General features: G+C 69.5%; 20 protein-coding genes, 1 tRNA gene and 3 pseudogenes. 23 read left to right on the forward strand and 1 reads right to left on the reverse strand.

Going from position 1 to position 23,559, the window contains the following annotated elements; all coding sequences use genetic code 11:
- Window positions 1–295: 295 nt before the first annotated feature.
- A complete protein-coding gene (locus LRS07_RS12455; protein WP_260498352.1) occupies window positions 296–928 on the reverse strand; it encodes an ANTAR domain-containing response regulator in 633 nt (210 codons plus the stop codon).
- A gap of 68 nt (window positions 929–996) precedes the next feature.
- On the opposite strand from LRS07_RS12455, the gene tsaD reads away from it, so the two are divergent.
- From tsaD to nuoN, 23 genes and pseudogenes are all read left to right on the forward strand, one after another.
- A complete protein-coding gene (tsaD, locus tag LRS07_RS12460) occupies window positions 997–2,031 on the forward strand; it encodes a tRNA (adenosine(37)-N6)-threonylcarbamoyltransferase complex transferase subunit TsaD (RefSeq protein WP_260498353.1) in 1,035 nt (344 codons plus the stop codon).
- A gap of 109 nt (window positions 2,032–2,140) precedes the next feature.
- Window positions 2,141–2,599, forward strand: coding sequence for an Hsp20/alpha crystallin family protein (locus tag LRS07_RS12465; protein ID WP_260498354.1), 459 nt, complete (start codon window positions 2,141–2,143; stop codon window positions 2,597–2,599).
- Window positions 2,600–2,627: 28 nt separating this feature from the next.
- On the forward strand, window positions 2,628–3,026 hold the full coding sequence (locus LRS07_RS12470; protein ID WP_260498355.1) for an Hsp20/alpha crystallin family protein: 399 nt from the start codon (window positions 2,628–2,630) through the stop codon (window positions 3,024–3,026).
- A gap of 285 nt (window positions 3,027–3,311) precedes the next feature.
- Window positions 3,312–3,581 (forward strand): 30S ribosomal protein S15, encoded by a 270-nt coding sequence (gene rpsO, locus LRS07_RS12475; RefSeq protein ID WP_260498356.1) that lies wholly within the window; start codon window positions 3,312–3,314, stop codon window positions 3,579–3,581.
- 216 nt (window positions 3,582–3,797) lie between these two features.
- Window positions 3,798–6,095, forward strand: a complete 2,298-nt coding sequence (gene pnp, locus LRS07_RS12480) for a polyribonucleotide nucleotidyltransferase (protein ID WP_260498357.1) — start codon at window positions 3,798–3,800, stop codon at window positions 6,093–6,095.
- A gap of 54 nt (window positions 6,096–6,149) precedes the next feature.
- Window positions 6,150–7,146 (forward strand): annotated as a pseudogene (locus LRS07_RS12485) (NAD(P)H-quinone oxidoreductase).
- 30 nt (window positions 7,147–7,176) lie between these two features.
- The gene (gene tpiA, locus LRS07_RS12490; protein WP_260498358.1) at window positions 7,177–7,914 is read left to right on the forward strand and encodes a triose-phosphate isomerase; all 738 of its coding nucleotides are present in this window, start codon (window positions 7,177–7,179) and stop codon (window positions 7,912–7,914) included.
- A 42-nt stretch (window positions 7,915–7,956) separates the two neighbouring features.
- A complete protein-coding gene (gene secG / locus LRS07_RS12495; protein ID WP_260498359.1) occupies window positions 7,957–8,355 on the forward strand; it encodes a preprotein translocase subunit SecG in 399 nt (132 codons plus the stop codon).
- Between the two features lie 192 nt (window positions 8,356–8,547).
- Window positions 8,548–8,632, forward strand: a tRNA-Leu gene (locus LRS07_RS12500).
- 170 nt (window positions 8,633–8,802) lie between these two features.
- Window positions 8,803–9,166, forward strand: a pseudogene (locus LRS07_RS12505) (NADH-quinone oxidoreductase subunit A).
- A gap of 36 nt (window positions 9,167–9,202) precedes the next feature.
- Window positions 9,203–9,681 (forward strand): annotated as a pseudogene (locus tag LRS07_RS12510) (NuoB/complex I 20 kDa subunit family protein).
- Complete coding sequence (locus LRS07_RS12515) at window positions 9,678–10,274, forward strand: NADH-quinone oxidoreductase subunit C (RefSeq protein ID WP_260498360.1); 597 nt, start codon at window positions 9,678–9,680, stop codon at window positions 10,272–10,274. The pseudogene LRS07_RS12510 and the gene LRS07_RS12515 overlap by 4 nt, the downstream one beginning before the upstream one ends.
- 90 nt (window positions 10,275–10,364) lie before the next feature.
- The gene (locus LRS07_RS12520) at window positions 10,365–11,618 is read left to right on the forward strand and encodes an NADH-quinone oxidoreductase subunit D (protein ID WP_260498361.1); all 1,254 of its coding nucleotides are present in this window, start codon (window positions 10,365–10,367) and stop codon (window positions 11,616–11,618) included.
- Window positions 11,615–12,133, forward strand: coding sequence for an NADH-quinone oxidoreductase subunit NuoE family protein (locus LRS07_RS12525; RefSeq protein WP_409450539.1), 519 nt, complete (start codon window positions 11,615–11,617; stop codon window positions 12,131–12,133). The genes LRS07_RS12520 and LRS07_RS12525 overlap by 4 nt, the downstream gene beginning before the upstream one ends.
- Window positions 12,134–12,156: 23 nt before the next feature.
- Complete coding sequence (gene nuoF / locus LRS07_RS12530; RefSeq protein WP_260498362.1) at window positions 12,157–13,494, forward strand: NADH-quinone oxidoreductase subunit NuoF; 1,338 nt, start codon at window positions 12,157–12,159, stop codon at window positions 13,492–13,494.
- Between the two features lie 12 nt (window positions 13,495–13,506).
- On the forward strand, window positions 13,507–15,846 hold the full coding sequence (gene nuoG / locus LRS07_RS12535; RefSeq protein WP_260498363.1) for an NADH-quinone oxidoreductase subunit NuoG: 2,340 nt from the start codon (window positions 13,507–13,509) through the stop codon (window positions 15,844–15,846).
- Window positions 15,843–16,940: an NADH-quinone oxidoreductase subunit NuoH gene (gene nuoH, locus LRS07_RS12540; RefSeq protein ID WP_260498364.1), complete on the forward strand. Its 1,098-nt coding sequence runs from the start codon at window positions 15,843–15,845 to the stop codon at window positions 16,938–16,940. Before nuoG ends, nuoH begins: the two co-directional genes overlap by 4 nt.
- A gap of 5 nt (window positions 16,941–16,945) precedes the next feature.
- Window positions 16,946–17,443 carry an NADH-quinone oxidoreductase subunit NuoI gene (nuoI, locus tag LRS07_RS12545; RefSeq protein WP_260498365.1) on the forward strand — a complete coding sequence of 166 codons (498 nt, stop codon included), beginning with the start codon at window positions 16,946–16,948 and terminating at the stop codon, window positions 17,441–17,443.
- Window positions 17,444–17,523: 80 nt separating this feature from the next.
- On the forward strand, window positions 17,524–18,171 hold the full coding sequence (locus tag LRS07_RS12550) for an NADH-quinone oxidoreductase subunit J (protein WP_260498366.1): 648 nt from the start codon (window positions 17,524–17,526) through the stop codon (window positions 18,169–18,171).
- Window positions 18,171–18,485 carry an NADH-quinone oxidoreductase subunit NuoK gene (nuoK, locus tag LRS07_RS12555; protein WP_260498367.1) on the forward strand — a complete coding sequence of 105 codons (315 nt, stop codon included), beginning with the start codon at window positions 18,171–18,173 and terminating at the stop codon, window positions 18,483–18,485. The genes LRS07_RS12550 and nuoK overlap by 1 nt, the downstream gene beginning before the upstream one ends.
- Before the next feature lie 13 nt (window positions 18,486–18,498).
- Window positions 18,499–20,565 carry an NADH-quinone oxidoreductase subunit L gene (nuoL, locus tag LRS07_RS12560; RefSeq protein ID WP_260498368.1) on the forward strand — a complete coding sequence of 689 codons (2,067 nt, stop codon included), beginning with the start codon at window positions 18,499–18,501 and terminating at the stop codon, window positions 20,563–20,565.
- A gap of 24 nt (window positions 20,566–20,589) precedes the next feature.
- Window positions 20,590–22,062 carry an NADH-quinone oxidoreductase subunit M gene (locus LRS07_RS12565; protein WP_260498369.1) on the forward strand — a complete coding sequence of 491 codons (1,473 nt, stop codon included), beginning with the start codon at window positions 20,590–20,592 and terminating at the stop codon, window positions 22,060–22,062.
- Window positions 22,059–23,540 carry an NADH-quinone oxidoreductase subunit NuoN gene (gene nuoN / locus LRS07_RS12570; protein ID WP_260498370.1) on the forward strand — a complete coding sequence of 494 codons (1,482 nt, stop codon included), beginning with the start codon at window positions 22,059–22,061 and terminating at the stop codon, window positions 23,538–23,540. Before LRS07_RS12565 ends, nuoN begins: the two co-directional genes overlap by 4 nt.
- Window positions 23,541–23,559: the final 19 nt, after the last annotated feature.

Here is a 23,559-nt window from a genome sequence, read left to right on the forward strand (position 1 = left end):
GAACCCAAAAGCGAAACGGCGTCCTCACGACAGGCACTCACGAGGAGGGCCTGGCATGGGGACGCCGTCGTCCTGATGCGTGCGACCGGCCTCGGCCGCACGACTTCGGGGAGGGGCGGTCGCCTTTGACCGGCCCGGCGCAATCGAACGCAATGACCATGCCAACACATCGCCACAGGGCCGCCCCTGGCGGCCGAGGTCGGACGCTGGCGCGGATGCGCCGATGGCGTGCGCCGCTTCCGCTGCGCTGCACCAAAAGCGGTTGCCGGCGCCGCGCGCTGGTGAGCGGCCTCTGTCAGCCGAGCAGGTCGGCGACGTCGATCACGCGCTGCGCCACGTCGGCCAGCTTCAGGCCCTTGTCCATCGCCAGTTTGCGCAGCCGGGCATGGGCCTCGGGCTCGGTGAGCTTCTGCCGTTCCATCAGCAGGCCCTTGGCGCGCTCGATCAGCTTGCGCTCCTGCAGCTGGCTCTTGGCGTCGGCCAGTTCGCGGCGCAGCGCCTCCTCGTGGCGGAAGCGGGCCAGCGCCACGTCCAACACCGGCTTGATGCGCTCGCCGCCGAGGCCGGCCACCACGTACGCCGTCACGCCGGCGGCGATGGCGTCGCCGACGTGGCTGGTGTCGGCGTCGTCGGTGAACAGCACGATCGGCCGGCGTGCGTCGCGGGTGGCCATCACCACGTGCTCCAGCGTGTCGCGGGCCTGGCTCTCGGCGTCGACGATGATCATGTCGGGCTGGATCTGCGCCAGCCGGTCGGGCAGGAACACGTCGGCCGGCAGCACCGCCACGATGTCGTAGCCGTTCTCCAGCAGGCCGATGCGCAGGGTCCGCGAGCGCTCGGCTTCCCGGTGCGCCTCGGCATCGGTCGGGTCGGGGGTCAGCGAGTCGGGGGCGACGATGACGATGCGCAGCGGCGGGGACGACGTCATGCAGGGGGGCGACGCAACTATTGCGCCATTGGACACGAGGGCAGGGCGCCTCACTACACTGACCGCCGATGAACGTGCTGGGAATCGAGTCGTCGTGTGACGAAACCGGCGTCGCGCTGGTGTCGGTGGACGAGGGCGGCGACCTGCCGCGGCTGCGCGCGCAGGCGCTGCACAGCCAGGTCGAGATGCACCAGGCCTACGGCGGCGTGGTGCCGGAGCTGGCCTCGCGCGACCACATCCGGCGCGTGCTGCCGCTGCTGCAGTCCGTGCTGGACGAGGCCGGGGCCGGCCGCCGCGACGTCGATGTCGTGGCCTACACGCGCGGTCCCGGCCTTGCCGGCGCGCTGCTGGTGGGCGCCGGCACCGCCGCCGCGCTGGCCACCGCGCTGGACCGGCCGCTGCTCGGCGTGCACCACCTGGAAGGCCACCTGCTGTCGCCCTTCCTGTCGGCCGACCCGCCGTCGTTCCCCTTCGTCGCGCTGCTGGTCTCCGGCGGGCACACGCAGCTGATGCGGGTCGACGGCGTCGGCCGCTACGAACTGCTCGGCGAGACCATCGACGACGCCGCCGGCGAGGCCTTCGACAAGTCGGCCAAGCTGATGGGCCTGGGCTACCCCGGCGGGCCGGCGCTGGCGCGCTGCGCCGAAGGCGGCCGGGCCGACGCCTTCGCGCTGCCACGGCCGCTGCTGCACAGCGGCGACCTGGACTTCTCCTTCTCCGGCCTGAAGACCGCCGTCCTCACCCAGGTGAGGAAACTGCCCGACCCGCTGCCCGAGGCGGTGCGGGCCGACCTGGCCGCCGCCACCCAGGCCGCCATCGTCGAGGTGCTCGTGAAGAAGGCGATGGCCGCGGTGGCCGCCAGCGGGCTCGACCGGCTGGTGGTGGCCGGCGGCGTGGGCGCCAACCGCGAACTGCGTCGCCAACTCGACGAGCGCTGCCGGCGCCGTGGCGTGCGGGTGCACTACCCGGAACTGGCGCTGTGCACCGACAACGGCGCCATGATCGCCCTGGCCGCCGCCATGCGGCTGCAGGCCGGGCTGGCCGTGCCCACCCGCGACGGGGCCTTCGAGGTGCTGCCGCGCTGGCCGCTGGGGCAGGCCTGACCGCGCGCGGCGAGGTATTGAAACCCGCCGCCCGACCTCTACCTCTGGCTGCAGACGCGGACCGGCCGGCCGGCCCGCCCACCCCGCAACTCCCCAAGGAGACACAGCCATGTACGAATCGATGCTGAGCGTTCCCGGTGGCCTGTTCGGCGAGTTCGACCGCCTGCGCCGCGAACTGGACGACTTCTTCACCGGCGGCGCGCCCGCCAGCATCCGCTCGGTCGCCCCGGGCGGCTACCCGGCGATCAACGTCGGCAACACCCCCGGCAGCGTGGAGATCTACGCCTTCGCCCCCGGGCTGGACGTGAGCAAGGTCGACATCACGCTCGACCGCGGCGTGCTGACGATCGTCGGCGAGCGGCCGGTCGACCTGCCGCAGGCCGGCGCCGACGGCCGCAAGGTCAACGTCTACAGCCGCGAGCGCACCGGCGGCCGCTTCACCCGGGTCATCAGCCTGCCGGACGACATCGATCCCGGACGCGTCGAGGCCACCTACCGCGACGGCGTGCTGCGCATCAGCGTCGCCCGCCAGGAAGCGGCGCAGCCGCGGCGCATCGAAGTGCAGTGATCCCCACCGAACCCCAAGGAGAAACGACATGACCGACCACAACCAGGTTCAAGCGGCGGGCCAGGGCGCCGCAACGGCTGCGCGGTCCCGCGACGAGCGGGCCCTGCTGCCGCGGGTGGACGTGCTGGAAGACGAGGCCGGCCTGACCCTGCTGGCCGACCTGCCCGGCGTGCCGCGCGACAAGCTCGACATCAAGGTCGAGGGCGACCGCCTGCAGATCGAAGGCGAGGTGGTGGCGCTGGCGCCGGCGGACCTGAAGCCGCTGTACGCCGAGGTGCGCCTGCCCCGCTACCGCCGCGCGTTCTCGCTCAGCCGGGAACTGGACGGCAGCCGCATCGAGGCCAACCTGAAGGACGGCGTGCTGACGCTGCGCGTGCCCAAGCACGCGCACGCCCAGCCGCGCCGCATCCAAGTCAACGTCACTTGAGCCCCCGGGCCGCGGGCGGCCGCCCCCCGAGGGGCAGCCCGAAAGGACCGGGGGGACCCGGATCCTTTTTGGGGGCGCTGACAGGCGGCCCGCGCCCTGGCCGCCTGCGGCGGCCTGTCACCACCGGGCGCGCCCGAAGATGCGGCTAGAATCGGCGGCTTCGCTCGCTTCGGGCGGAGTCGTCGCACGGCGTGGGTCGGTTTCACCCGCGACCGCAAGTTCAACCGAGACCGCAGTCTGCCTTCCCATCGGCAGGGGCTGCCCGGTCTCCCACCAGGAAACACCATGGCAGTCGCCGACCTCAACAAGGCCGAGATCATCCAGTCGAACGCCCGCGGCCCCGCGGACACCGGCTCCCCGGAAGTGCAGGTGGCCCTGCTCACCGCGCGCATCAACGAACTGACGCCGCACTTCAAGCAGCACCTGAAGGACCACCACGGCCGCCGTGGCCTGCTGAAGATGGTCAACCAGCGCAAGCGCCTGCTGGCCTACCTGAAGGGCAAGGACGCTGAACGCTACACCGCGCTGATCCAGAAGCTGGGCCTGCGCAAGTAACCACCCGATGACACGAAGCGCCTGTCTGCCACGTCGCAGCACAGGCGCTTTGTCTTTGGAGCTGCGAGGACTGTCACAGGCGCTGCTCATGTCATTCCAACGACGCTGCCGCGGCAGCCGCGCTGGAATGGCATCCCGCTTGGGCCATCCTCGCCCCGCTCCGGGCCCCGGCCGCCGCCCTGCAAGGCGCCGATCACAACCCAGGAGAGACACGGCATGAGCCTGTTCAACAAGGTCACCAAGAGCTTCCAGTGGGGCCAGCACCAGGTCCGCATGGAAACCGGCGAAATCGCCCGCCAGTCCACCGGCGCGGTGCTGGTCGACATCGAGGACACCGTGGTGCTGGCCACCGTGGTGGCCAAGAGCGAGGCGAAGTCCGGCCAGGACTTCTTCCCGCTGACGGTCGACTACATCGAGAAGACCTACGCCGCCGGCAAGATCCCCGGCAGCTTCTTCAAGCGCGAGGGCCGCCCGAGCGAGCTGGAGACGCTGACGAGCCGCCTGATCGACCGCCCGATCCGTCCGCTCTTCCCCGAGGGCTTCTTCAACGAGGTCCAGGTGGTGGTGCACGTGCTCAGCCTGAACCCCGAGGTGCAGGCCGACATCGCCGCGCTGATCGCCACCAGCGCCGCGCTGTCGATCTCCGGCATCCCGTTCAACGGCCCGATCGGCGCCGCGCGGGTGGGCTACGTCAACGGCGAGTACGTGCTCAACCCGGGCAAGAGCGAGCTGGCGAACAGCCAGCTCGACCTGGTGGTCGCCGGCACCGAAGCGGCCGTGCTGATGGTCGAGTCCGAGGCGCGGCAGCTGTCGGAAGAGGTGATGCTGGGGGCGGTGGTCTTCGGCCACCAGCAGGGCAACATCGCCATCAACGCCATCCACGAACTGGTGCGCGACGCCGGCAAGCCGGTGTGGGACTGGAAGGCGCCGGCCAAGGACGAGGACTTCATCGCCAAGGTGAAGGCGCTGGCCGAGGGTCCGCTGCAGGCGGCCTACCAGATCCGCTCCAAGCAGGCCCGCACCCAGGCCACCCGCGAAGCCTATGCCGCCGTCTTCGCCGGCCTGAAGGCCGAGGGCGCCACCTTCGACCCGGTGGCCGTCGAAGGCCTGCTGTTCGACATCGAGGCGCGCATCGTGCGCGGCCAGATCCTGGCCGGCGAGCCGCGCATCGACGGCCGCGACACCCGCACCGTGCGCCCGATCGAGATCCGCACCGGCGTGCTGCCGCGCACCCACGGCTCGGCGCTGTTCACGCGCGGCGAGACCCAGGCGGTGGTGGTCGCCACCCTCGGCACCGACCGCGACGCGCAGCGCATCGACGCCCTGGCCGGCGAGTTCGAGGAGCGCTTCATGCTCCACTACAACATGCCGCCGTTCGCCACCGGCGAGACCGGCCGCGTCGGCAGCCCCAAGCGGCGCGAGATCGGCCACGGCCGGCTGGCCAAGCGGGCGCTGGTCGCCTGCCTGCCGAGCAAGGAAGACTTCCCGTACTCGATCCGCGTCGTCTCCGAGATCACCGAGTCGAACGGCTCGTCGTCGATGGCCTCGGTCTGCGGCGGCTGCCTGGCCATGATGGACGCCGGCGTGCCGATGACCGCGCACGTCGCCGGCATCGCCATGGGCCTGATCAAGGAAGGCAACCGCTTCGCGGTGCTGACCGACATCCTGGGTGACGAGGACCACCTCGGCGACATGGACTTCAAGGTGGCCGGAACCACCGCCGGCGTGACCGCCCTGCAGATGGACATCAAGATCCAGGGCATCACCAAGGAGATCATGCAGGTGGCGCTGGCGCAGGCCAAGGAAGCGCGGCTGCACATCCTGGGCAAGATGACCGAGGCCGTCGGCAGTGCCAAGACCGAGGTGTCGCAGTTCGCGCCCCGCCTCTACACCATGAAGATCAACCCGGAGAAGATCCGCGACGTGATCGGCAAGGGCGGCGCCACCATCCGCGCGCTGACCGAGGAGACCGGCTGCACCATCGACATCGGCGAGGACGGCACCATCACCATCGCCTCGGTCGACGCCGACAAGGCCGAGTTCGCCAAGCGCCGCATCACCGAGATCACCGCCGAGGCCGAGGTGGGCAAGGTCTACGAAGGCCCGGTCACCAAGATCCTGGACTTCGGTGCGCTGGTCAACATCTTGCCCGGCAAGGACGGCCTGCTGCACATCAGCCAGATCGCGCACCAGCGCGTCGAGCGCGTCGAGGACTTCCTGCAGGAGGGCCAGGTGGTCAAGGTCAAGGTGCTGGAGACCGACGACAAGGGCCGCATCAAGCTGTCGCTGAAGGCGTTGCTCGACAAGCCGGAAGGTTATGTCGAGGAGGAGCGTCCGCGCCGCGAGTACGGCGACCGGGGCGACCGCGGTGGCCGGGGCGACCGCGGTGACCGTGGCCCGCGCCGCGAACCGCGCGAACCGCGCGAGCCGCGTGAACCGCGCAGCGAGACCGTGGCGCAGGACACCGCGCCGGCGCCGGCGCAGGGCGACGACCGCGGCGGTCGCGACGAGTGACCCCCGTGGCGCGGCCGTGCACCGGCCGCGCCGCGCACGTTGTGTGGAGCTGCGATGAAAGCCATCGAGATCGTCCGGCCCGGCGCCCCCGAGGTGCTGGTGCCCACCGAACGTCCGGACCCGGTGCCGGGGGGCGGGCGAGCTGCTGATCGCCGTCAGCGCCTCCGGCGTCAACCGGCCGGACGTGCTGCAGCGCAAGGGCCTGTACCCCATGCCGCCGGGCGTGTCCGACCTGCCGGGGCTGGAGGTGGCGGGGCGCATCGTCGCCGGTGACGAGGCGGCGATGGCCGCCGCCGGCCTGAAGGTCGGCGACGCCGTGTGCGCCCTGGTCGCCGGCGGCGGTTATGCCGAGCGCTGCGTGGCGCCGGTGGGCCAGTGCCTGCCGCTGCCGGCCGGCTGGAGCGAGCTCGAGGCGGCCACGCTGCCCGAGACCTTCTTCACCGTCTGGTCCAACGTCTTCGACCGCGGCCGCCTGCGGCCCGGCGAGACGCTGCTGGTGCAGGGCGGCGCCAGCGGCATCGGCGTCACCGCCATCCAGCTGGGCAAGGCCTTCGGCGCGACGGTGATCGTCACCGCCGGCAGCGACGACAAGTGCAGGGCCTGCGTCGACCTCGGCGCCGACCATGCCATCAACTACAAGACGCAGGACTTCGCCGCCGAGGTCAAGCGCCTGACGAACGGCCGCGGCGCGGACGTGGTGCTCGACATGGTGGCCGGGCCCTACGTGGCGCGCGAGATCGACTGCGTGGCGGACGATGGCCGCATCGTGATCATCGCGGTGCAGGGCGGCGTGAAGGCGGAGATCGATGTGTCGGTGGTGCTGCGCCGCCGGCTCGTCATCACCGGCTCGACGCTGCGGCCGCGGCCGGTGGCGTTCAAGGCCGCGATCGCCGCGGCGCTGCGCGAACACGCCTGGCCGCTGCTGGCCGCGCGCAAGGTGAAGCCCGTGATCCACCAGGTGTTCTCGGCGTCCCAGGCCGCCGCGGCCCATGCGCTGATGGAGTCGGGCGAGCACATCGGCAAGATCGTGCTCGACTGGACCGCCGCCTGAGGCGGCATCCCCAACAAGGACATGACGACGATGCGACGCAAGCTGGTGGTGGGCAACTGGAAGATGCACGGCAGCCACCCGGCCAACGCCGAACTGCTGGCCGGCGTGCTGGCCGGGCGGCCCTACACGCTGGACGTGGCGGTGTGCGTGCCGTTCCCCTACCTGTCCGAGACGGCGGTGACGCTGGCCTCCAGCGACCTGCGCTGGGGTGCGCAGGACGTGTCGGCGCACGAGCAGGGCGCCTACACCGGCGAGGTGTCGGCCGCGATGCTGGCCGAGTTCGGCTGCCGTTACGCCATCGTCGGTCACTCGGAACGCCGCGCCTACCACGGCGAGACCGACCAGCAGGTGGCCGACAAGGCGCGCGCCGCGCTGAACAAGGGCATCACGCCCATCGTGTGCGTCGGCGAGACGCTGGCCGAGCGCGAGGCCGGGCACACCGCCGAGGTGGTCAAGCGCCAGCTCTCCGCCGTCATCCACACGCTCACCCACTGCGTCGGCGAGATCGTCGTGGCCTACGAGCCGGTGTGGGCCATCGGCACCGGCCGCACCGCCAGCCCGGCCCAGGCCCAGGAGGTGCACGCCCTGCTGCGCGCGCAGCTGCAGGCTGCCACCGCGCATGCGGGCGACATGCGGCTGCTCTACGGCGGCAGCGTCAAGCCGGACAACGCCGCCGAGCTGTTCTCGCAGCCCGACATCGACGGCGGGCTGATCGGCGGCGCCTCGCTCAAGGCGGCCGACTTCATCGCCATCTGCCGCGCCGGCTGATGCCCCGCGGCACCTTCCACCCCCGCTCTTGATCTCCTTTCCATGACCATCCTGATGAACGTCGTGCTGCTGGTGCAGCTGCTGTCGGCCCTGGTGATGATCGGCCTGGTGCTGATCCAGCACGGCAAGGGTGCCGACATGGGCGCCTCCTTCGGCAGCGGCGCCTCGGGCAGCCTGTTCGGCGCCACCGGCAGCGCGAACTTCCTGTCGCGCAGCACGGCGGTCTGCGCCACGCTGTTCTTCGTCTGCACGCTGGTGCTGGTCTACCTGTCGCAAGGGCAGGGCCGCAGCAGCGACGGCGGCGCCAGCGTGCTCGACCGCGCCGCGCCGGTCGCCCCGGCACCGGCGGCCAGCGCCGCACCGCAGGGCGCCGCCCAGATCCCCGGCCTGCAAGCGCCGACCCCGGCCGCGCCGGCACCCGACGCCGGCGCCTCTCGATGAACGCAGCGCCCGCCGTCGGCGCGACGTGCGGCGACGGTGCGGCGGGTGCACTCGGACTGTGCGCCAGCCCTCGTGCAAACCCGGGTGAAGGCCTCGTTTCGGGGTAGAATGCGCAGCTGTCCGGCAAGCCCCTCCTCATGCGAGCCGAACAGCCTGGTGACGGTCCTTCAGACGGCTTGAAGGGCCCTCCAAGCCGACGTGGTGAAATTGGTAGACACGCTATCTTGAGGGGGTAGTGGCGAAAGCTGTGCGAGTTCGAGTCTCGCCGTCGGCACCAGTGGTTCCATTGAACGAAGAAGACATCGGCGAGGGCTCGTTCCGGCACCTCGACCGTGCGCCCTGACGCGACGTCGGGGAGACAAGGCGGGCGCGCTAGGCAAGCGGTCGAAGGGCCGCCTGGAGGCGCGCTTTTTCATGGCCGGACGCTAGAAGCCAAGACCGCGGCACATGTTCGACCTGCAAAGCTACCTGCCCGTCATCCTGTTCATCGTGGTCGGCGCGGCGGTGGGGGGTGGCGCCCCAGGTGCTCGGTTTCGTCTTCGGCCCGAACCGGCCCGATGCCGCGAAGAACAGCCCGTACGAATGCGGCTTCGAGGCCTTCGAGGACGCGCGCATGCAGTTCGACGTGCGCTACTACCTCGTCGCCATCCTGTTCATCCTGTTCGACCTCGAGATCGCCTTCCTCTTCCCGTGGGCGGTCGCCCTGAAGGACATCGGCCCGACGGGCTTCTGGGCCATGATGGTCTTCCTGGCCATCCTCGTCGTCGGCTTCATCTACGAGTGGAAGAAGGGTGCCCTGGACTGGGAGTAGTCCCGGGGCCTGCCGTCCATTGATTGGAATATCGCCATGGGCATCGAAGGCGTACTGAAGGAAGGCTTCGTCACCACCTCGGTGGACAAGCTGATCAACTGGTCGAAGACCGGCTCGCTGTGGCCGATGACCTTCGGCCTGGCCTGCTGCGCGGTGGAAATGATGCACGCCGGTGCGGCGCGCTACGACATCGACCGCTTCGGCATGCTGTTCCGGCCCAGCCCGCGGCAGAGCGACCTGATGATCGTCGCCGGCACGCTGTGCAACAAGATGGCGCCGGCGCTGCGCAAGGTCTACGACCAGATGGCCGAGCCGCGCTGGGTGCTGAGCATGGGCAGCTGCGCCAACGGCGGCGGCTACTACCACTACAGCTACTCGGTGGTGCGCGGCTGCGACCGCATCGTGCCGGTGGACGTCTACGTGCCGGGCTGTCCCCCCCCACCGCCGAGGCGCTGCTCTACGGCATCCTGCAGCTGCAGGCCAAGATCCGCCGCGAGAACACGATCGCTCGATGAACACGCTGGACACCCTGCGCGCCAACCTGCAGTCGCTGCTCGAAGGCCGGCTGACCTCCGTGACCGCCGACCGCGGCGAGTTGACCATCGCGGTGACGGGGGCGCACTACCTCGACGTGATGCGCACCCTGCGCGACGCGCCCGCCCTGCGCTTCGAGCAGATGATCGACCTGTGCGGCGTCGACTACAGCACCTACCGCGACGGCGGCTGGGACGGCCCGCGCTTCGCGGTGGTCACCCACCTGCTGTCCATCACCTACAACTGGCGCCTGCGGGTGCGGGTGTTCTGCCCCGACGACGACCTGCCGGTGGTGCCCAGCATCACCGAGCTGTGGAGCGCGGCCAACTGGTTCGAGCGCGAGGCGTTCGACCTCTTCGGCATCGTCTTCGACGGCCACCTCGACCTGCGCCGCATCCTCACCGACTACGGCTTCATCGGGCACCCCTTCCGCAAGGACTTCCCGGTGAGCGGCCACGTCGAGATGCGCTACGACGAGGCGCAGAAGCGGGTCGTCTACCAGCCGGTGACGATCGAGCCGCGCGAGATCGTGCCCCGCGTCATCCGCGAAGAGAACTACGGCGGGCTCCACTGATGAACTGGTGCCCCCACGCTCACATCCGTTCGCTGCCCCCCGAGGGGGTGTGGGCCTCCCTTGGGGCGGCCCGGCGGGAGTCCCCACGCCATGGCTGAGATCAAGAACTACACGCTGAACTTCGGACCCCAGCACCCGGCCGCGCACGGCGTGCTGCGCCTGGTGCTGGAGCTGGACGGCGAGGTCATCCAGCGCGCCGATCCGCACATCGGCCTGCTGCACCGGGCCACCGAGAAGCTGGCCGAGACCAAGACCTACATCCAGTCGCTGCCCTACATGGACCGGCTGGACTACGTCTCGATGATGTGCAACGAGCACGCCTACTGCCTGGCCATCGAGAAGCTGGTGGGCGTCGACGTGCCGTTGCGCGCGCAGTACATCCGCGTCATGTTCGCCGAGATCACCCGGCTGCTGAACCACCTGCTGTGGCTGGGCGCGCACGGGCTGGACTGCGGCGCGATGAACATCCTCATCTACTGCTTCCGCGAGCGCGAGGACCTGTTCGACGTCTACGAGGCGGTGTCGGGCGCGCGCATGCACGCCGCCTACTTCCGCCCGGGCGGCGTCTACCGCGACCTGCCGGATTCGATGCCGCAGTACAAGGCCTCGAAGGTGCGCAACGAGCGCGACGTCAAGCGCCTCAACGACGCCCGTTCGGGCTCGCTGCTCGACTTCATCGACGACTTCTGCCGCCGCTTCCCGAAGAACGTCGACGACTACGAGACCCTGCTCACCGACAACCGCATCTGGAAGCAGCGCACCGTCGGCATCGGCGTGGTGTCGCCCGAGCGCGCCCTCAACCTCGGCTTCACCGGGCCGATGCTGCGCGGCTCGGGCATCGCCTGGGACCTGCGCAAGAAGCAGCCCTACGACGTCTACGACCGGGTCGAGTTCGACGTGCCGGTGGGCACCAACGGCGACACCTACGACCGCTACCTGGTGCGCATGCAGGAGATGCGCGAGTCGAACCGCATCATCCAGCAGTGCGTGGCCTGGCTGCGCGCCAACCCGGGCCCGGTGATCACCGAGAACCACAAGGTGGCCCCGCCGTCGCGGCTGGAGATGAAGGCCAACATGGAAGAGCTGATCCACCACTTCAAGCTCTTCACCGAAGGCTTCCACGCGCCCGAGGGCGAGGTCTACGCCGCGGTCGAGCACCCGAAGGGCGAGTTCGGCATCTACCTGGTCAGCGACGGCGCCAACAAGCCCTACCGGCTGAAGATCCGTGCCCCCGGCTTCTCGCACCTGGCGTCGCTGGACGAGATGGCGCGCGGCCACATGATCGCCGACGCGGTCGCGGTCATCGGCACCATGGACATCGTGTTCGGCGAGATCGATCGATGAGCATCCCCACCACCGCAGCCGACGCCACGACGGTGTTCTCCGACGCCACCCGTGCGCGCTTCGCCCGCGAAGTCGCCAAGTACCCGGCCGACCAGGCGCAGTCGGCCGTCATGGCCTGCCTGGCCATCGTGCAGCAGGAGCAGGGCTTCGTCTCCGCCGAGGCCGAGGCCGGCATCGCCGATTACCTGGGCATGCCGGCGATCGCAGTGCGGGAGGTGACCACCTTCTACAACATGTACAACCAGCGCCCGCTGGGCCGCTTCAAGCTCAACGTCTGCACGAACCTGCCGTGCCAGCTGCGCGATGGCCAGACGGCACTGGCGCATGTCTGCGAGCGGCTCGGGGTTGAAGAGGGCGGCACCACCGCCGACGGCCAGTTCACCGTGCAGAAGAGCGAATGCCTGGGCGCCTGCGCCGACGCACCGGTGATGCTGGTCAACGACCGGCAGATGCTGAGCTTCATGACCCGCGAACGGCTCGACGAGCTGCTCGCGTCCCTGCGCGCCGTCCGCTGACCGGGCACGGCCGAAAGCACACCATGTTGGACCTTTCCAAGTTCCAGGCGACCGGTCGCGAAACCTGCTTCCACGGCCGCCACATCCAGCCGCAGATCTACGCCGGCCTCGACGGCAGCAACTGGCGGCTGGCCGACTATGAGGCGCGCGGCGGCTACCGGGCGCTGCGCAAGATCCTCGACGGGGCGGCGGGCATGACGCCCGAGCAGGTCATCGCCGAGGTCAAGACCAGCGGCCTGCGCGGCCGCGGCGGCGCAGGCTTCCCGACGGGCCTGAAGTGGAGCTTCATGCCGCGGCAGTTCCCGGGTCAGAAGTACCTGGTCTGCAATTCGGACGAGGGCGAGCCGGGCACCTGCAAGGACCGCGACATCCTTCGCTACAACCCGCACATCGTCATCGAGGGCATGATCATCGCGGCCTACGCGATGGGCATCAGCGTCGGCTACAACTACATCCACGGCGAGATCTTCGAGGTCTACGAGCGCTTCGAGGAGGCGCTGGACGAAGCCCGCCGCGCCGGCTTCCTCGGCGACAACATCCTGGGCAGCGGCTTCAAGTTCCAGCTGCACGCGCACCACGGCTTCGGCGCCTACATCTGCGGCGAAGAGACCGCGCTGCTGGAATCGCTGGAAGGCAAGAAGGGCCAGCCGCGCTTCAAGCCGCCGTTCCCCGCCAGCTACGGCCTGTACGGCAAGCCGACGACGATCAACAACACCGAGACCTTCGCCGCGGTGCCGTGGATCATCGTCCACGGCGGCCAGCCCTACCTCGAGATCGGCAAGCCGAACAACGGCGGCACCAAGATCTTCTCGGTGGTCGGCGACGTCAACCGGCCCGGCAACTTCGAGGTCCCGCTCGGCACCCCCTTCGGCACCCTGCTGGAACTGGCCGGCGGTGTGCGCACCGGCCGCAAGCTGAAGGCGGTGATCCCCGGCGGCTCGTCGGCGCCGGTGCTGCCGGCCGCCACGATGATGGACTGCACGATGGACTACGACGCCATCGCCAAGGCCGGCTCCATGCTGGGCTCGGGTGCCGTCATCGTCATGGACGACAGCCGCTGCATGGTGAAGAGCCTGCTGCGCCTGAGCTACTTCTACACCCACGAGAGCTGCGGCCAGTGCACGCCCTGCCGCGAGGGCACCGGCTGGCTGTGGCGCATGGTCGACCGCATCGAGCACGGCAAGGGCCGCATGGAGGACCTGGACCTGCTCAACAGCGTGGCCGACAACATCCAGGGCCGCACCATCTGCGCGCTCGGCGATGCGGCGGCGATGCCGGTGCGGGCGATGCTCAAGCACTTCCGCGACGAGTTCGCCTACCACGTCGAACACAAGACCTGTCTGGTCCCTCAGCACGCCTGAGGACCGAACACCATGGCAATCGAAATCGAACTGGACGGCCAAAAGGTCGAGGTGCCCGAAGGCAGCATGGTGATGCATGCGGCCGACAAGGCCGGCACCTACATCCCGCACTTCTGTTACCACAAGAAGCTGTCCATCGCGGCCAACTGCCGCATGTGCCTGGTCGACGTCGAGAAGGCGCCCAAGCCCATGCCGGCCTGCGCCACGCCGGTCACGCAGGGCATGATCGTCCGCACCAAGAGCGACAAGGCGATCAAGGCGCAGCAGGGGGTGATGGAGTTCCTGCTCATCAACCACCCGCTGGACTGCCCGATCTGCGACCAGGGCGGCGAATGCCAGCTGCAGGACCTGGCGGTGGGCTACGGCGGCTCCTCCTCGCGCTACGCGGAGGAGAAGCGCGTGGTCTTCCACAAGGACCTCGGGCCCCTGGTGTCGGCGGCGGAGATGACCCGCTGCATCCACTGCACCCGCTGCGTGCGCTTTGGCCAGGAGATCGCCGGCGTGATGGAGCTGGGCATGCTCCACCGCGGCGAGCACTCCGAGATCACCACCTTCGTCGGCCAGACGGTGGACTCGGAGCTGTCGGGCAACATGATCGACCTGTGCCCGGTGGGCGCGCTGACCAGCAAGCCCTTCCGCTACCAGGCCCGCACCTGGGAGCTGTCGAGGCGCAAGAGCGTCAGCCCGCACGACTCGACCGGCGCCAACCTCGTGGTCCAGGTCAAGGGCGGCCGCGTCATGCGCGTGCTGCCGCTGGAGAACGAGGACGTCAACGAATGCTGGCTGGCCGACCGTGACCGCTTCAGCTACGAGGCGCTGAACGCGCCCGAGCGCCTGACCGCGCCGATGATCAAGCAGGGCGGCGAGTGGAAGACGGTGGATTGGACCACCGCGCTGGAGTTCGTCGCCAACGGCCTGAAGCAGATCGCCGCCGAGCACGGGCCGCAGTCGATCGGCGCGCTGGCCTCGCCGCACAGCACGCTGGAGGAGCTGCACCTGCTGGCCGAGTTCACCCGCGGGCTGGGCAGCGACAACCTCGACCACCGCCTGCGCCAGAGCGACCCGGCGTTGAAGGGCATCCAGTGGCTGGGCCAGCCCATCGCGGCGCTGTCGCAGCTCGACCGCGCCTTCGTCATCGGCAGCTTCCTGCGCAAGGACCATCCGCTGTTCGCCCAGCGCCTGCGCCAGGCCGCCCGCCGCGGCGCGCAGGTGCACAGCCTGCACGCGCTGCACGACGACTGGCTGATGCCGATGGCGTCCAGCCAGGCGGTGCCGCCGAGCGGTTGGCTGGCGGTGCTGGCCGACGTGGCCGCCGCGGTCGCCGCCGAGCGCGGCACCAGCGCGCCGGTGGCCGGCGGCGAAGCCAGCGACGCCGCACGCGCCGTCGCGCGCTCTCTGCTGGGCGGTCGCCGAAAGGCGGTGCTGCTGGGCAACGCGGTGCTGCAGCACCCGCAGGCCGCCGCGCTCGTCGCCCTGGCGCGCTGGATCGGCGAGCAATGCGACGCGCCCGTCGGCGCGTTCGGCGACGCGGCCAACGCGGTCGGCGCGCAGCTGCTCGGCGTGATGCCGCAGCGCGACGGCCTGGCCGCCGCCCAGATGCTGGCCGCCGACGGCGCGACGCCGAAGGCCTTCGTGCTGCTGGGCGTCGAGCCGGCCTTCGACGTCGCCGACCCGGCGGCCGCCCGGTCCGCCCTGCAGCGCGCCGAGATGGTGGTGCTGCTGACCCCGTTCGCCGACGCCGCGCTCGATGTCGCCGACGTGCTGCTGCCGGTGTCGCCCTTCAGCGAGACCGCGGGCAGCTTCGTCAACGCCGAAGGCCGGGTGCAGAGCTTCCACGGCGTGGTCAAGCCGCTGGGGGAGACCCGGCCCGGCTGGAAGGTGCTGCGCGTGCTGGGCAACCTGCTCGGCCTGCCCGGCTTCGCGCAGGAGAGCGCCGAGGACGTGCGCGCCGAGGCGCTGAAGCGCATCGGCGACATCGGCCAGCGCCTGGCCCCGACCGCGGCGCCGGCGCTGCCGGCCGCGGCGCAGCGCCCGCAGGCGGCCGCGCTGGAGCGCATCGCCGACGTGCCGCTGTACCAGGCCGACGCGCTGGTGCGCCGCTCGCCGCCGCTGCAGGCCACCGCCGACGCCCGCAGCGCGCGCGTGGTGCGCGTCGCCGCCGCCGACTGGGACCGCCTGGGCCTGGGCGCGGCCACCCGGGTCCGCGTGGGGCAGGGTGGGGCGAGCGTCGTGCTGCCCGCCGTCCGTGACGAGCGCCTGGCCGCCGGCGTGGTGCGGGTGCCGGCCGCGACGGCCGAGACCGCCCAGCTCGGCCCGATGTTCGGCCCCGTCACCGTGGAGGCTGCGGCGTGATCGATTCGTTCAACACCTTCGGCAGCGACCTGCTGGGCCCCGGCTGGCCGGTGGTCTGGAGCCTGCTCAAGATCGTGCTGCTGGTGGCGCCGCTGATGGGCTGCGTCGCCTACCTCACGCTGTGGGAGCGCAAGGCCATCGGCTGGTCGCAGATCCGCCCCGGCCCGAACCGGGTCGGGCCCTTCGGCCTGCTCACGCCCATCGCCGACGCGGTCAAGCTGATCTTCAAGGAGATCATCCGCCCGACCGCGGCCAACAAGGGCCTGTTCTTCCTCGGCCCGGTGATGACCATCATGCCGGCGCTGGCCGCCTGGGCGGTGGTGCCCTTCGGGCCGGACAAGGCGGTGGCCAACATCAACGCCGGCCTGCTGTTCCTGATGGCCATCACCTCGATGGAGGTGTACGGCGTGATCATCGCCGGCTGGGCCAGCAACTCGAAGTACGCCTTCCTGGGCGCGCTGCGCGCCTCGGCGCAGATGGTGTCCTACGAGATCGCCATGGGCTTCGCGCTGGTCGTGGTGCTGATGGTCAGCGGCACGCTGAACATGACCGGCATCGTCGAGGGCCAGCTGCGCGGCACCTTCGCCGACATGGGGCTGACCTTCCTGTCGTGGAACTGGCTGCCGCTGCTGCCCATCTTCGTCGTCTACTTCATCTCGGGCCTGGCGGAGACCAACCGCCATCCGTTCGACGTCGTCGAAGGCGAGTCGGAGATCGTCGCCGGCCACATGATCGAGTACTCGGGCATGGCCTTCGCGATGTTCTTCCTGGCCGAGTACGCCAACATGATCCTGGTCTCCGCGCTGGCGGTGACCCTGTTCCTCGGCGGCTGGTCGGCGCCGGTGAGCTTCGGCCTCCTCGGCATGGAGACGCCGGCCTTCTTCCGCGACACCGCCTGGTTATGGGACTGGTTCTGGCTCTTCGGCAAGACCTTCGTCGTCGTCACCCTGTTCCTGTGGGTGCGGGCCACCTTCCCGCGCTTCCGCTACGACCAGATCATGCGCCTGGGCTGGAAGATCTTCATCCCGGTGACGCTGGTGTGGCTGGTCGTGGTGGGCCTGTGGATGCAGACGCCCTTCAACATCTGGAAGTGATCAACATGTCGGCCGTCGCTTCGATCAAGGAGCTGCTGTCCAGCTTCATGCTGACCGAGCTCCTCAAGGGCATGGCGCTCACCGGGCGCCATTTCCTGTCGCGCAACATCACCATCCAATTCCCCGAGGAGAAGACGCCGCTGTCGCCGCGCTTCCGCGGGCTGCACGCGCTGCGCCGCTACGAGAACGGCGAGGAGCGCTGCATCGCCTGCAAGCTGTGCGAGGCGGTGTGCCCGGCGATGGCGATCACCATCGAGTCGGACGTGCGCGAGGACGGCGCGCGCAAGACCACGCGCTACGACATCGACCTCACCAAGTGCATCTTCTGCGGCTTCTGCGAGGAGAGCTGCCCGGTGGACTCCATCGTCGAGACGCACATCCTCGAGTACCACGGCGAGAAGCGCGGCGACCTGTACTTCACCAAGGACATGCTGCTGGCCGTGGGCGACCGCTACGAAAAAGAGATCGCCGCCAACAAGGAGGCCGACGCCCAGTACCGCTGAAGGCTGCCGCCCGGTGCCCGGGCCCGCGCAGGGCAGGGCGCACGGAGCGGTGGCGCGCGCGTGCGCGGCATCCGAAGAACATGAACACGACGACCGCTCTCTTCTACCTCTTCGCGGCAGTGCTGCTGCTCGCGTCTTTCCGCGTCATCACCGCGCGCAGCACGGTGCATGCCGCGCTGTTCCTGGTGCTGGCCTTCTTCAGCGCGTCCTGCGTGTGGATGCTGCTGCGGGCCGAGTTCCTGGCCATCGCGCTGGTGCTGGTCTACGTCGGCGCGGTGATGGTGCTGTTCCTGTTCGTGGTGATGATGCTGGACGTCAACACCGACCAGTTCCGCGAGGGCTTCTGGAAGCACTTCCCCGCCGCCGGCCTGGTCGGCGCGCTGATCGCACTCGAGATGGCGCTGGTGCTGATGGGCGGCTTCCGCCTGGCCGACGCCCCCGCGCTGCCGGCCGCGCAGGCCGAACTCGGCAACACCCGGCTGCTGGGCATCGAGGTCTACACCAGCTACCTCTACCCGTTGCAGATCGCCGCCGTGCTGCTGCTGGTGGCCATCATCGCCGCCATCGCGCTCACCCTGCGCCGGCGCAAGGACTCGCGTGCCATGGACCCGTCGCAGCAGGTGCGGGTGAAGAAGAGCGACCGCCTGCGCATCGTGCCGATGAAGGTAGAGCGGCCGATGCCGCCCGCCACGCCGCCCGCCGCGGGCGATGCCGGAAGGAGCCACTGATGCTGGGCCCCATCACCCTCGGCCACTTCCTGTCGCTCGGCGCCATCCTGTTCGCGCTGTCGGTCATCGGCATCTTCCTCAACCGCCGCAACCTGATCGTGCTGCTGATGGCCATCGAGCTGATGCTGCTGGCGGTCAACCTCAACTTCGTCGCCTTCTCGCACTACCTCGGCGACATGGCGGGGCAGGTGTTCGTCTTCTTCATCCTCACCGTGGCGGCGGCCGAGTCGGCGATCGGCCTGGCCATCCTGGTGGTGCTGTTCCGCAACCGCGCAACGATCGCGGTGGAGCAGTTGGACGAGCTGAAGGGCTGAGGACCACAAGAACATGGCATCCCAACTCTCCCAGACCCTGCTGCTCACGGTGCCGCTGGCGCCGCTGGTCGGCGCGATCGTCGCCGGCCTGGCCGGCCGCGTGGTCGGCCGCCGCGGCGCCCACCTCGTCACCATCCTCGGCGTGCTGGTCGCCTTCCTCGCCTCGGCGTCGGTGCTCCACAGCGTCGCCGTGGACGGCGCCCGCTACAACGAGACCGTCTACGAATGGATGACCGTGGGCGGCCTGCGCATGGAGGTCGGCTTCCTGGTCGACGGCCTGACGGCGATGATGATGTGCGTCGTCACCTTCGTCTCGCTGATGGTGCACATCTACACCATCGGCTACATGGAGGAGGACCCGGGCTATCAGCGCTTCTTCGCCTACATCAGCCTGTTCACCTTCTCGATGTTGATGCTCGTCATGAGCAACAACTTCCTGCAGCTGTTCTTCGGCTGGGAGGCGGTGGGCCTGGTCAGCTACCTGCTGATCGGCTTCTGGTTCAACAAGCCGACGGCGATCTTCGCCAACATGAAGGCCTTCCTGGTCAACCGGGTCGGCGACTTCGGCTTCATCCTGGGCATCGGCCTCATCGCCGCCTACGCCGGCACGCTGGACTACGCCGAGACCTTCGCCAAGGCCGGCGAGCTGGCCACGCTCGGCTTCCCGGGCACCGGCTGGGCGCTGATCACCGTCATCTGCGTCTGCCTGTTCATCGGCGCCATGGGCAAGAGCGCGCAGTTCCCGCTGCACGTCTGGCTGCCGGACTCGATGGAAGGCCCGACGCCGATCTCCGCGCTGATCCACGCCGCGACGATGGTGACGGCCGGCATCTTCATGGTGGCGCGCATGTCGCCGCTGTTCGAGCTGTCCGACGCCGCGCTGAACTTCGTGCTGGTGATCGGCGCCATCACGGCCCTGTTCATGGGCTTCCTCGGCATCATCCAGAACGACATCAAGCGGGTGGTGGCGTACTCAACGCTCAGCCAGCTCGGCTACATGACGGTGGCGCTCGGCGTCTCGGCCTACTCGGTCGGCGTCTTCCACCTGATGACGCACGCCTTCTTCAAGGCGCTGCTCTTCCTGGCCGCGGGCAGCGTGATCATCGGCATGCACCACGACCAGGACATCCGCAACATGGGCGGCCTGCGCAAGTACATGCCCATCACCTGGATCACCTCGCTGCTGGGCTCGCTGGCGCTGATCGGCACGCCGCTGTTCTCCGGCTTCTACAGCAAGGACTCGATCATCGAGGCGGTGCACGCCAGCGACCTGCCCAGCGCCGGCTTCGCCTACGTCGCGGTGGTGGCCGGGGTGTTCGTCACCGCGTTCTATTCCTTCCGCATGTACTTCCTGGTCTTCCACGGCCAGGAACGCTTCGGCCAGCACCATGCCGGCGACCACCACAGCGACGAGGAACCGGACCACCACGCCGCCCACGCCGATGACCATGGTGAGCATCATGGCCTGGCCCCCGGCCAGAAGCCGCACGAATCGCCCTGGGTGGTGTGGCTGCCGCTGGTGCTGCTGGCCGTCCCGTCGGTGGTCATCGGCCACCTCACCATCGGCCCGCTGCTGTACGGCGACTTCCTCAAGGACGCGATCACCGTCGACACCACCCGCCATCCGGCGATGAAGGAACTGGCCGAGGCCTTCCACGGCGCTGGCGCCATGGCGCTGCACGGCCTGTCGACGTTGCCCTTCTGGCTGGCGCTGGCCGGCGTGGTCGTGGCCTGGTTCTTCTACCTGATCAAGCCCGGCATCCCGGCGGCCATCGGCCGCGCGCTGCGCCCTCTGGTCGTGGTGCTCGAGAACAAGTACTACCTCGACTGGTTCAACGAGAACGTGCTCGCCCGGCTCGCCCGCGGGCTGGGCTTCGGCCTGTGGAAGGGCGGCGACGGCGGCGTCATCGACGGCGTGTTCGTCAACGGCTCGGCCCGCCTGGTCGGCGGCGTCGCCCGGCTGACGCGCCACCTGCAGAGCGGCCACCTGTACTGGTACGCGCTGGTGATGATCCTCGGCGTGTTCGTCTTCATGACCTGGCAACTTTGGCCCGGGCTGCCCGGCCTGGCCGGCCGCTGACCGGCGGCGGCGGAGAACAACAACATGGGTCTTCTGAGTCTTTCGATCTGGCTGCCCATCGTCGCCGGCGGGCTGCTGCTGGGCCTGGGCCGCGAGGGCCATGAGCGCGCCACGCGCTGGCTTGCCCTGGCGGCCGCGGTGGCCGGCTTCCTCGTCACGCTGCCCATCGTCGGCGGCTTCGACAACGGCACCGCGGCGCTGCAGTTCCAGGAGGATTTCGCCTGGATCGACCGCTTCAACGTGCGCTACCACCTCGGCGTGGACGGCCTGTCGATGTGGTTCGTGCCGCTGACGGCCTTCATCACCGTCATCGTGGTCATCGCGGCCTGGGAGGTGGTCACCGACCGCGCCCACCAGTACCTCGGCGCCTTCCTCATCCTGTCGGGGCTGATGATCGGCGTGTTCTGCGCGGCCGACGGCCTGCTGTTCTACGTCTTCTTCGAGGCCACGCTGATCCCGATGTACATCATCATCGGCGTCTGGGGCGGCCCGCGGCGGGTGTACGCGGCGTTCAAGTTCTTCCTCTACACGCTGCTCGGCTCGCTGCTGATGCTGGTGGCGCTGCTGTACCTCTACTACAAGAGCGGCGGCAGCTTCGACATCGCCACCTGGCACACCACGCCGCTGCCGCTGACGGCGCAGGTCCTGCTGTTCTTCGCCTTCTTCGCCGCCTTCTCGGTGAAGGTGCCGATGTGGCCGGTCCACACCTGGCTGCCCGACGCCCACGTCGAAGCGCCCACTGGCGGTTCGGTGGTGCTGGCGGCCATCATGCTGAAGCTGGGCGCCTACGGCTTCCTGCGCTTCTCGCTGCCGATCGCGCCCGACGCGGCGCGTGAGTACGCCTGGCTGATGATCGGCCTCAGCCTCACCGCCGTCGTCTACATCGGGCTGGTGGCGCTGGTGCAGACGGACATGAAGAAGCTGGTGGCCTATTCGTCCATCGCGCACATGGGGTTCGTGACCCTGGGCTTCTTCATCTTCAACGACCTGGGCGTGGCCGGCGGGCTGGTGCAGATGATCAGCCACGGCTTCGTCTCCGGCGCCATGTTCCTGTGCATCGGCGTGCTCTACGACCGGGTGCACAGCCGCGAGATCGCGTCCTACGGCGGCGTGGTCAACACCATGCCGAAGTTCGCCGCCTTCGCGGTGCTGTTCGCCATGGCCAACTGCGGCCTGCCCGGCACCGCCGGCTTCGTCGGCGAGTGGATGGTCATCCTCGGCGCCGTGGGCGCCAACTTCTGGCTCGGCCTGATCGCCGCCACCACGCTGATCTTCGGCGCCGCGTACACGCTGTGGATGGTCAAGCGGGTGTACTTCGGGGCCCCGGCCAACGACGACGTGCGCGCGCTCACCGACCTCAACGCCCGCGAGTTCCTGATGCTCACCCTGCTGGCCGTGGCGGTCCTGGCCATGGGCCTGTACCCCAAGCCCTTCACCGACGCGATGCAGGCCTCGGTCACCGAGCTGCTGCGCCACGTCGCGGTCTCCAAGCTATGAACCCCATCAACTGGCTGCTCGGCAGCCCGCAGATCCTGCTGCTGGTGCTCACCTGCGCGGTGGCGCTGGTCGACCTCGGCGTGACCGACGAGAAGCGGCGGCCGACCTACTGGCTGGCCCAGGCCTCGCTGGCCGCGGTGGCGGCGCTGCACCTGTGGTTCTTCGACCAGGGCGACACCGTCTACGCCATGCAGAACATGATGGTGATCGACCCGCTCGGCCACCTGCTGGCGTTCTTCTCCACCGTGGCGACGATGGTCACGCTGGCCTACGCCCAGCCGTACATCGGCGCGCGCGAGATGCTCAAGGGCGAGTTCTTCTCGCTGGCGATGTTCTCGCTGCTCGGCGTGTCGGTGATGACCTTCGCCAACAACTTCCTGGTCGTCTACCTCGGCCTGGAGCTGATGAGCCTGTCGCTGTACGCCCTGGTGGCGCTGCGCCGCGACCATGCGCTGTCGACCGAGGCGGCGATGAAGTACTTCGTGCTCGGCGCGCTGTCGTCCGGCTTCCTGCTCTACGGCCTGTCGATGATGTACGGCGCCACCGGCTCGCTGGAGATCCCCGAGGTGTTCGCGGCCATCGCCGGCGGCAGCATCAACCGGCAGGTGCTGACCTTCGGCCTGGTCTTCGTCGTCGCCGGCCTGGGCTTCAAGATGGCCACCGCACCCTTCCACATGTGGGTGCCCGACGTCTACCACGGCGCGCCGACGGCGGTCACGCTGCTGGTGGCCGCGGCGCCCAAGCTGGCGGCCTTCGCCATCACCTTCCGGCTGCTGGTCGAGGGCATGAGCGGCCTGGCCCGCGACTGGCAGGAAATGCTGGTGGTGATGGCGGTGGCCTCGCTGGTGCTGGGCAACCTGGCCGCCATCGCGCAGAGCAACCTGAAACGGCTGCTGGCCTACTCCACCATCGGCCAGATGGGCTTCATGCTGCTGGGCTTCACGCCCACGGTGGTGGGCGGCAACACCGCGTCGGCCGCCAACGGCTACAGCTCGGCCATGTTCTACCTGGTGACCTACGTGCTCACCACGCTGGGCAGCTTCGGCATCATCCTGCTGCTGTCGCGGCGCGGGCACGAGGCCGATGAAGTCACCGACCTGGCCGGACTGGGCAAGCGCGCGCCCTGGGCGGCCGCGGTGATGGCGGTGTTCATGTTCTCGCTGGCCGGCATCCCGCCGACGGTGGGCTTCTACGCCAAGCTGGCGGTGCTGCAGGCGCTGATCACCACCAACCAGCCGTACTACATCGGCCTGGCCATCGCCGCGGTGCTGCTGTCGCTGATCGCCGCGTACTACTACCTGCGCGTCATCAAGGTGATGTACTTCGACGAGCCGACCGACCGCCACGCGGTGGAACAGCACCCCGGCATCGGCCCGCTGCTGGCGCTCAACGGCGCGGCGGTGCTGGTGTTCGGCCTGCTGCCCGGCGGCCTGATGGCGCTGTGCCGCGACGCCATCCAGAAGGCGCTGACCTCCTGATGGCGGCCGACGGCGCGGG

It is taken from the genome of Aquabacterium sp. J223, assembly GCF_024666615.1.
Lineage (GTDB): Bacteria > Pseudomonadota > Gammaproteobacteria > Burkholderiales > Burkholderiaceae_C > J223.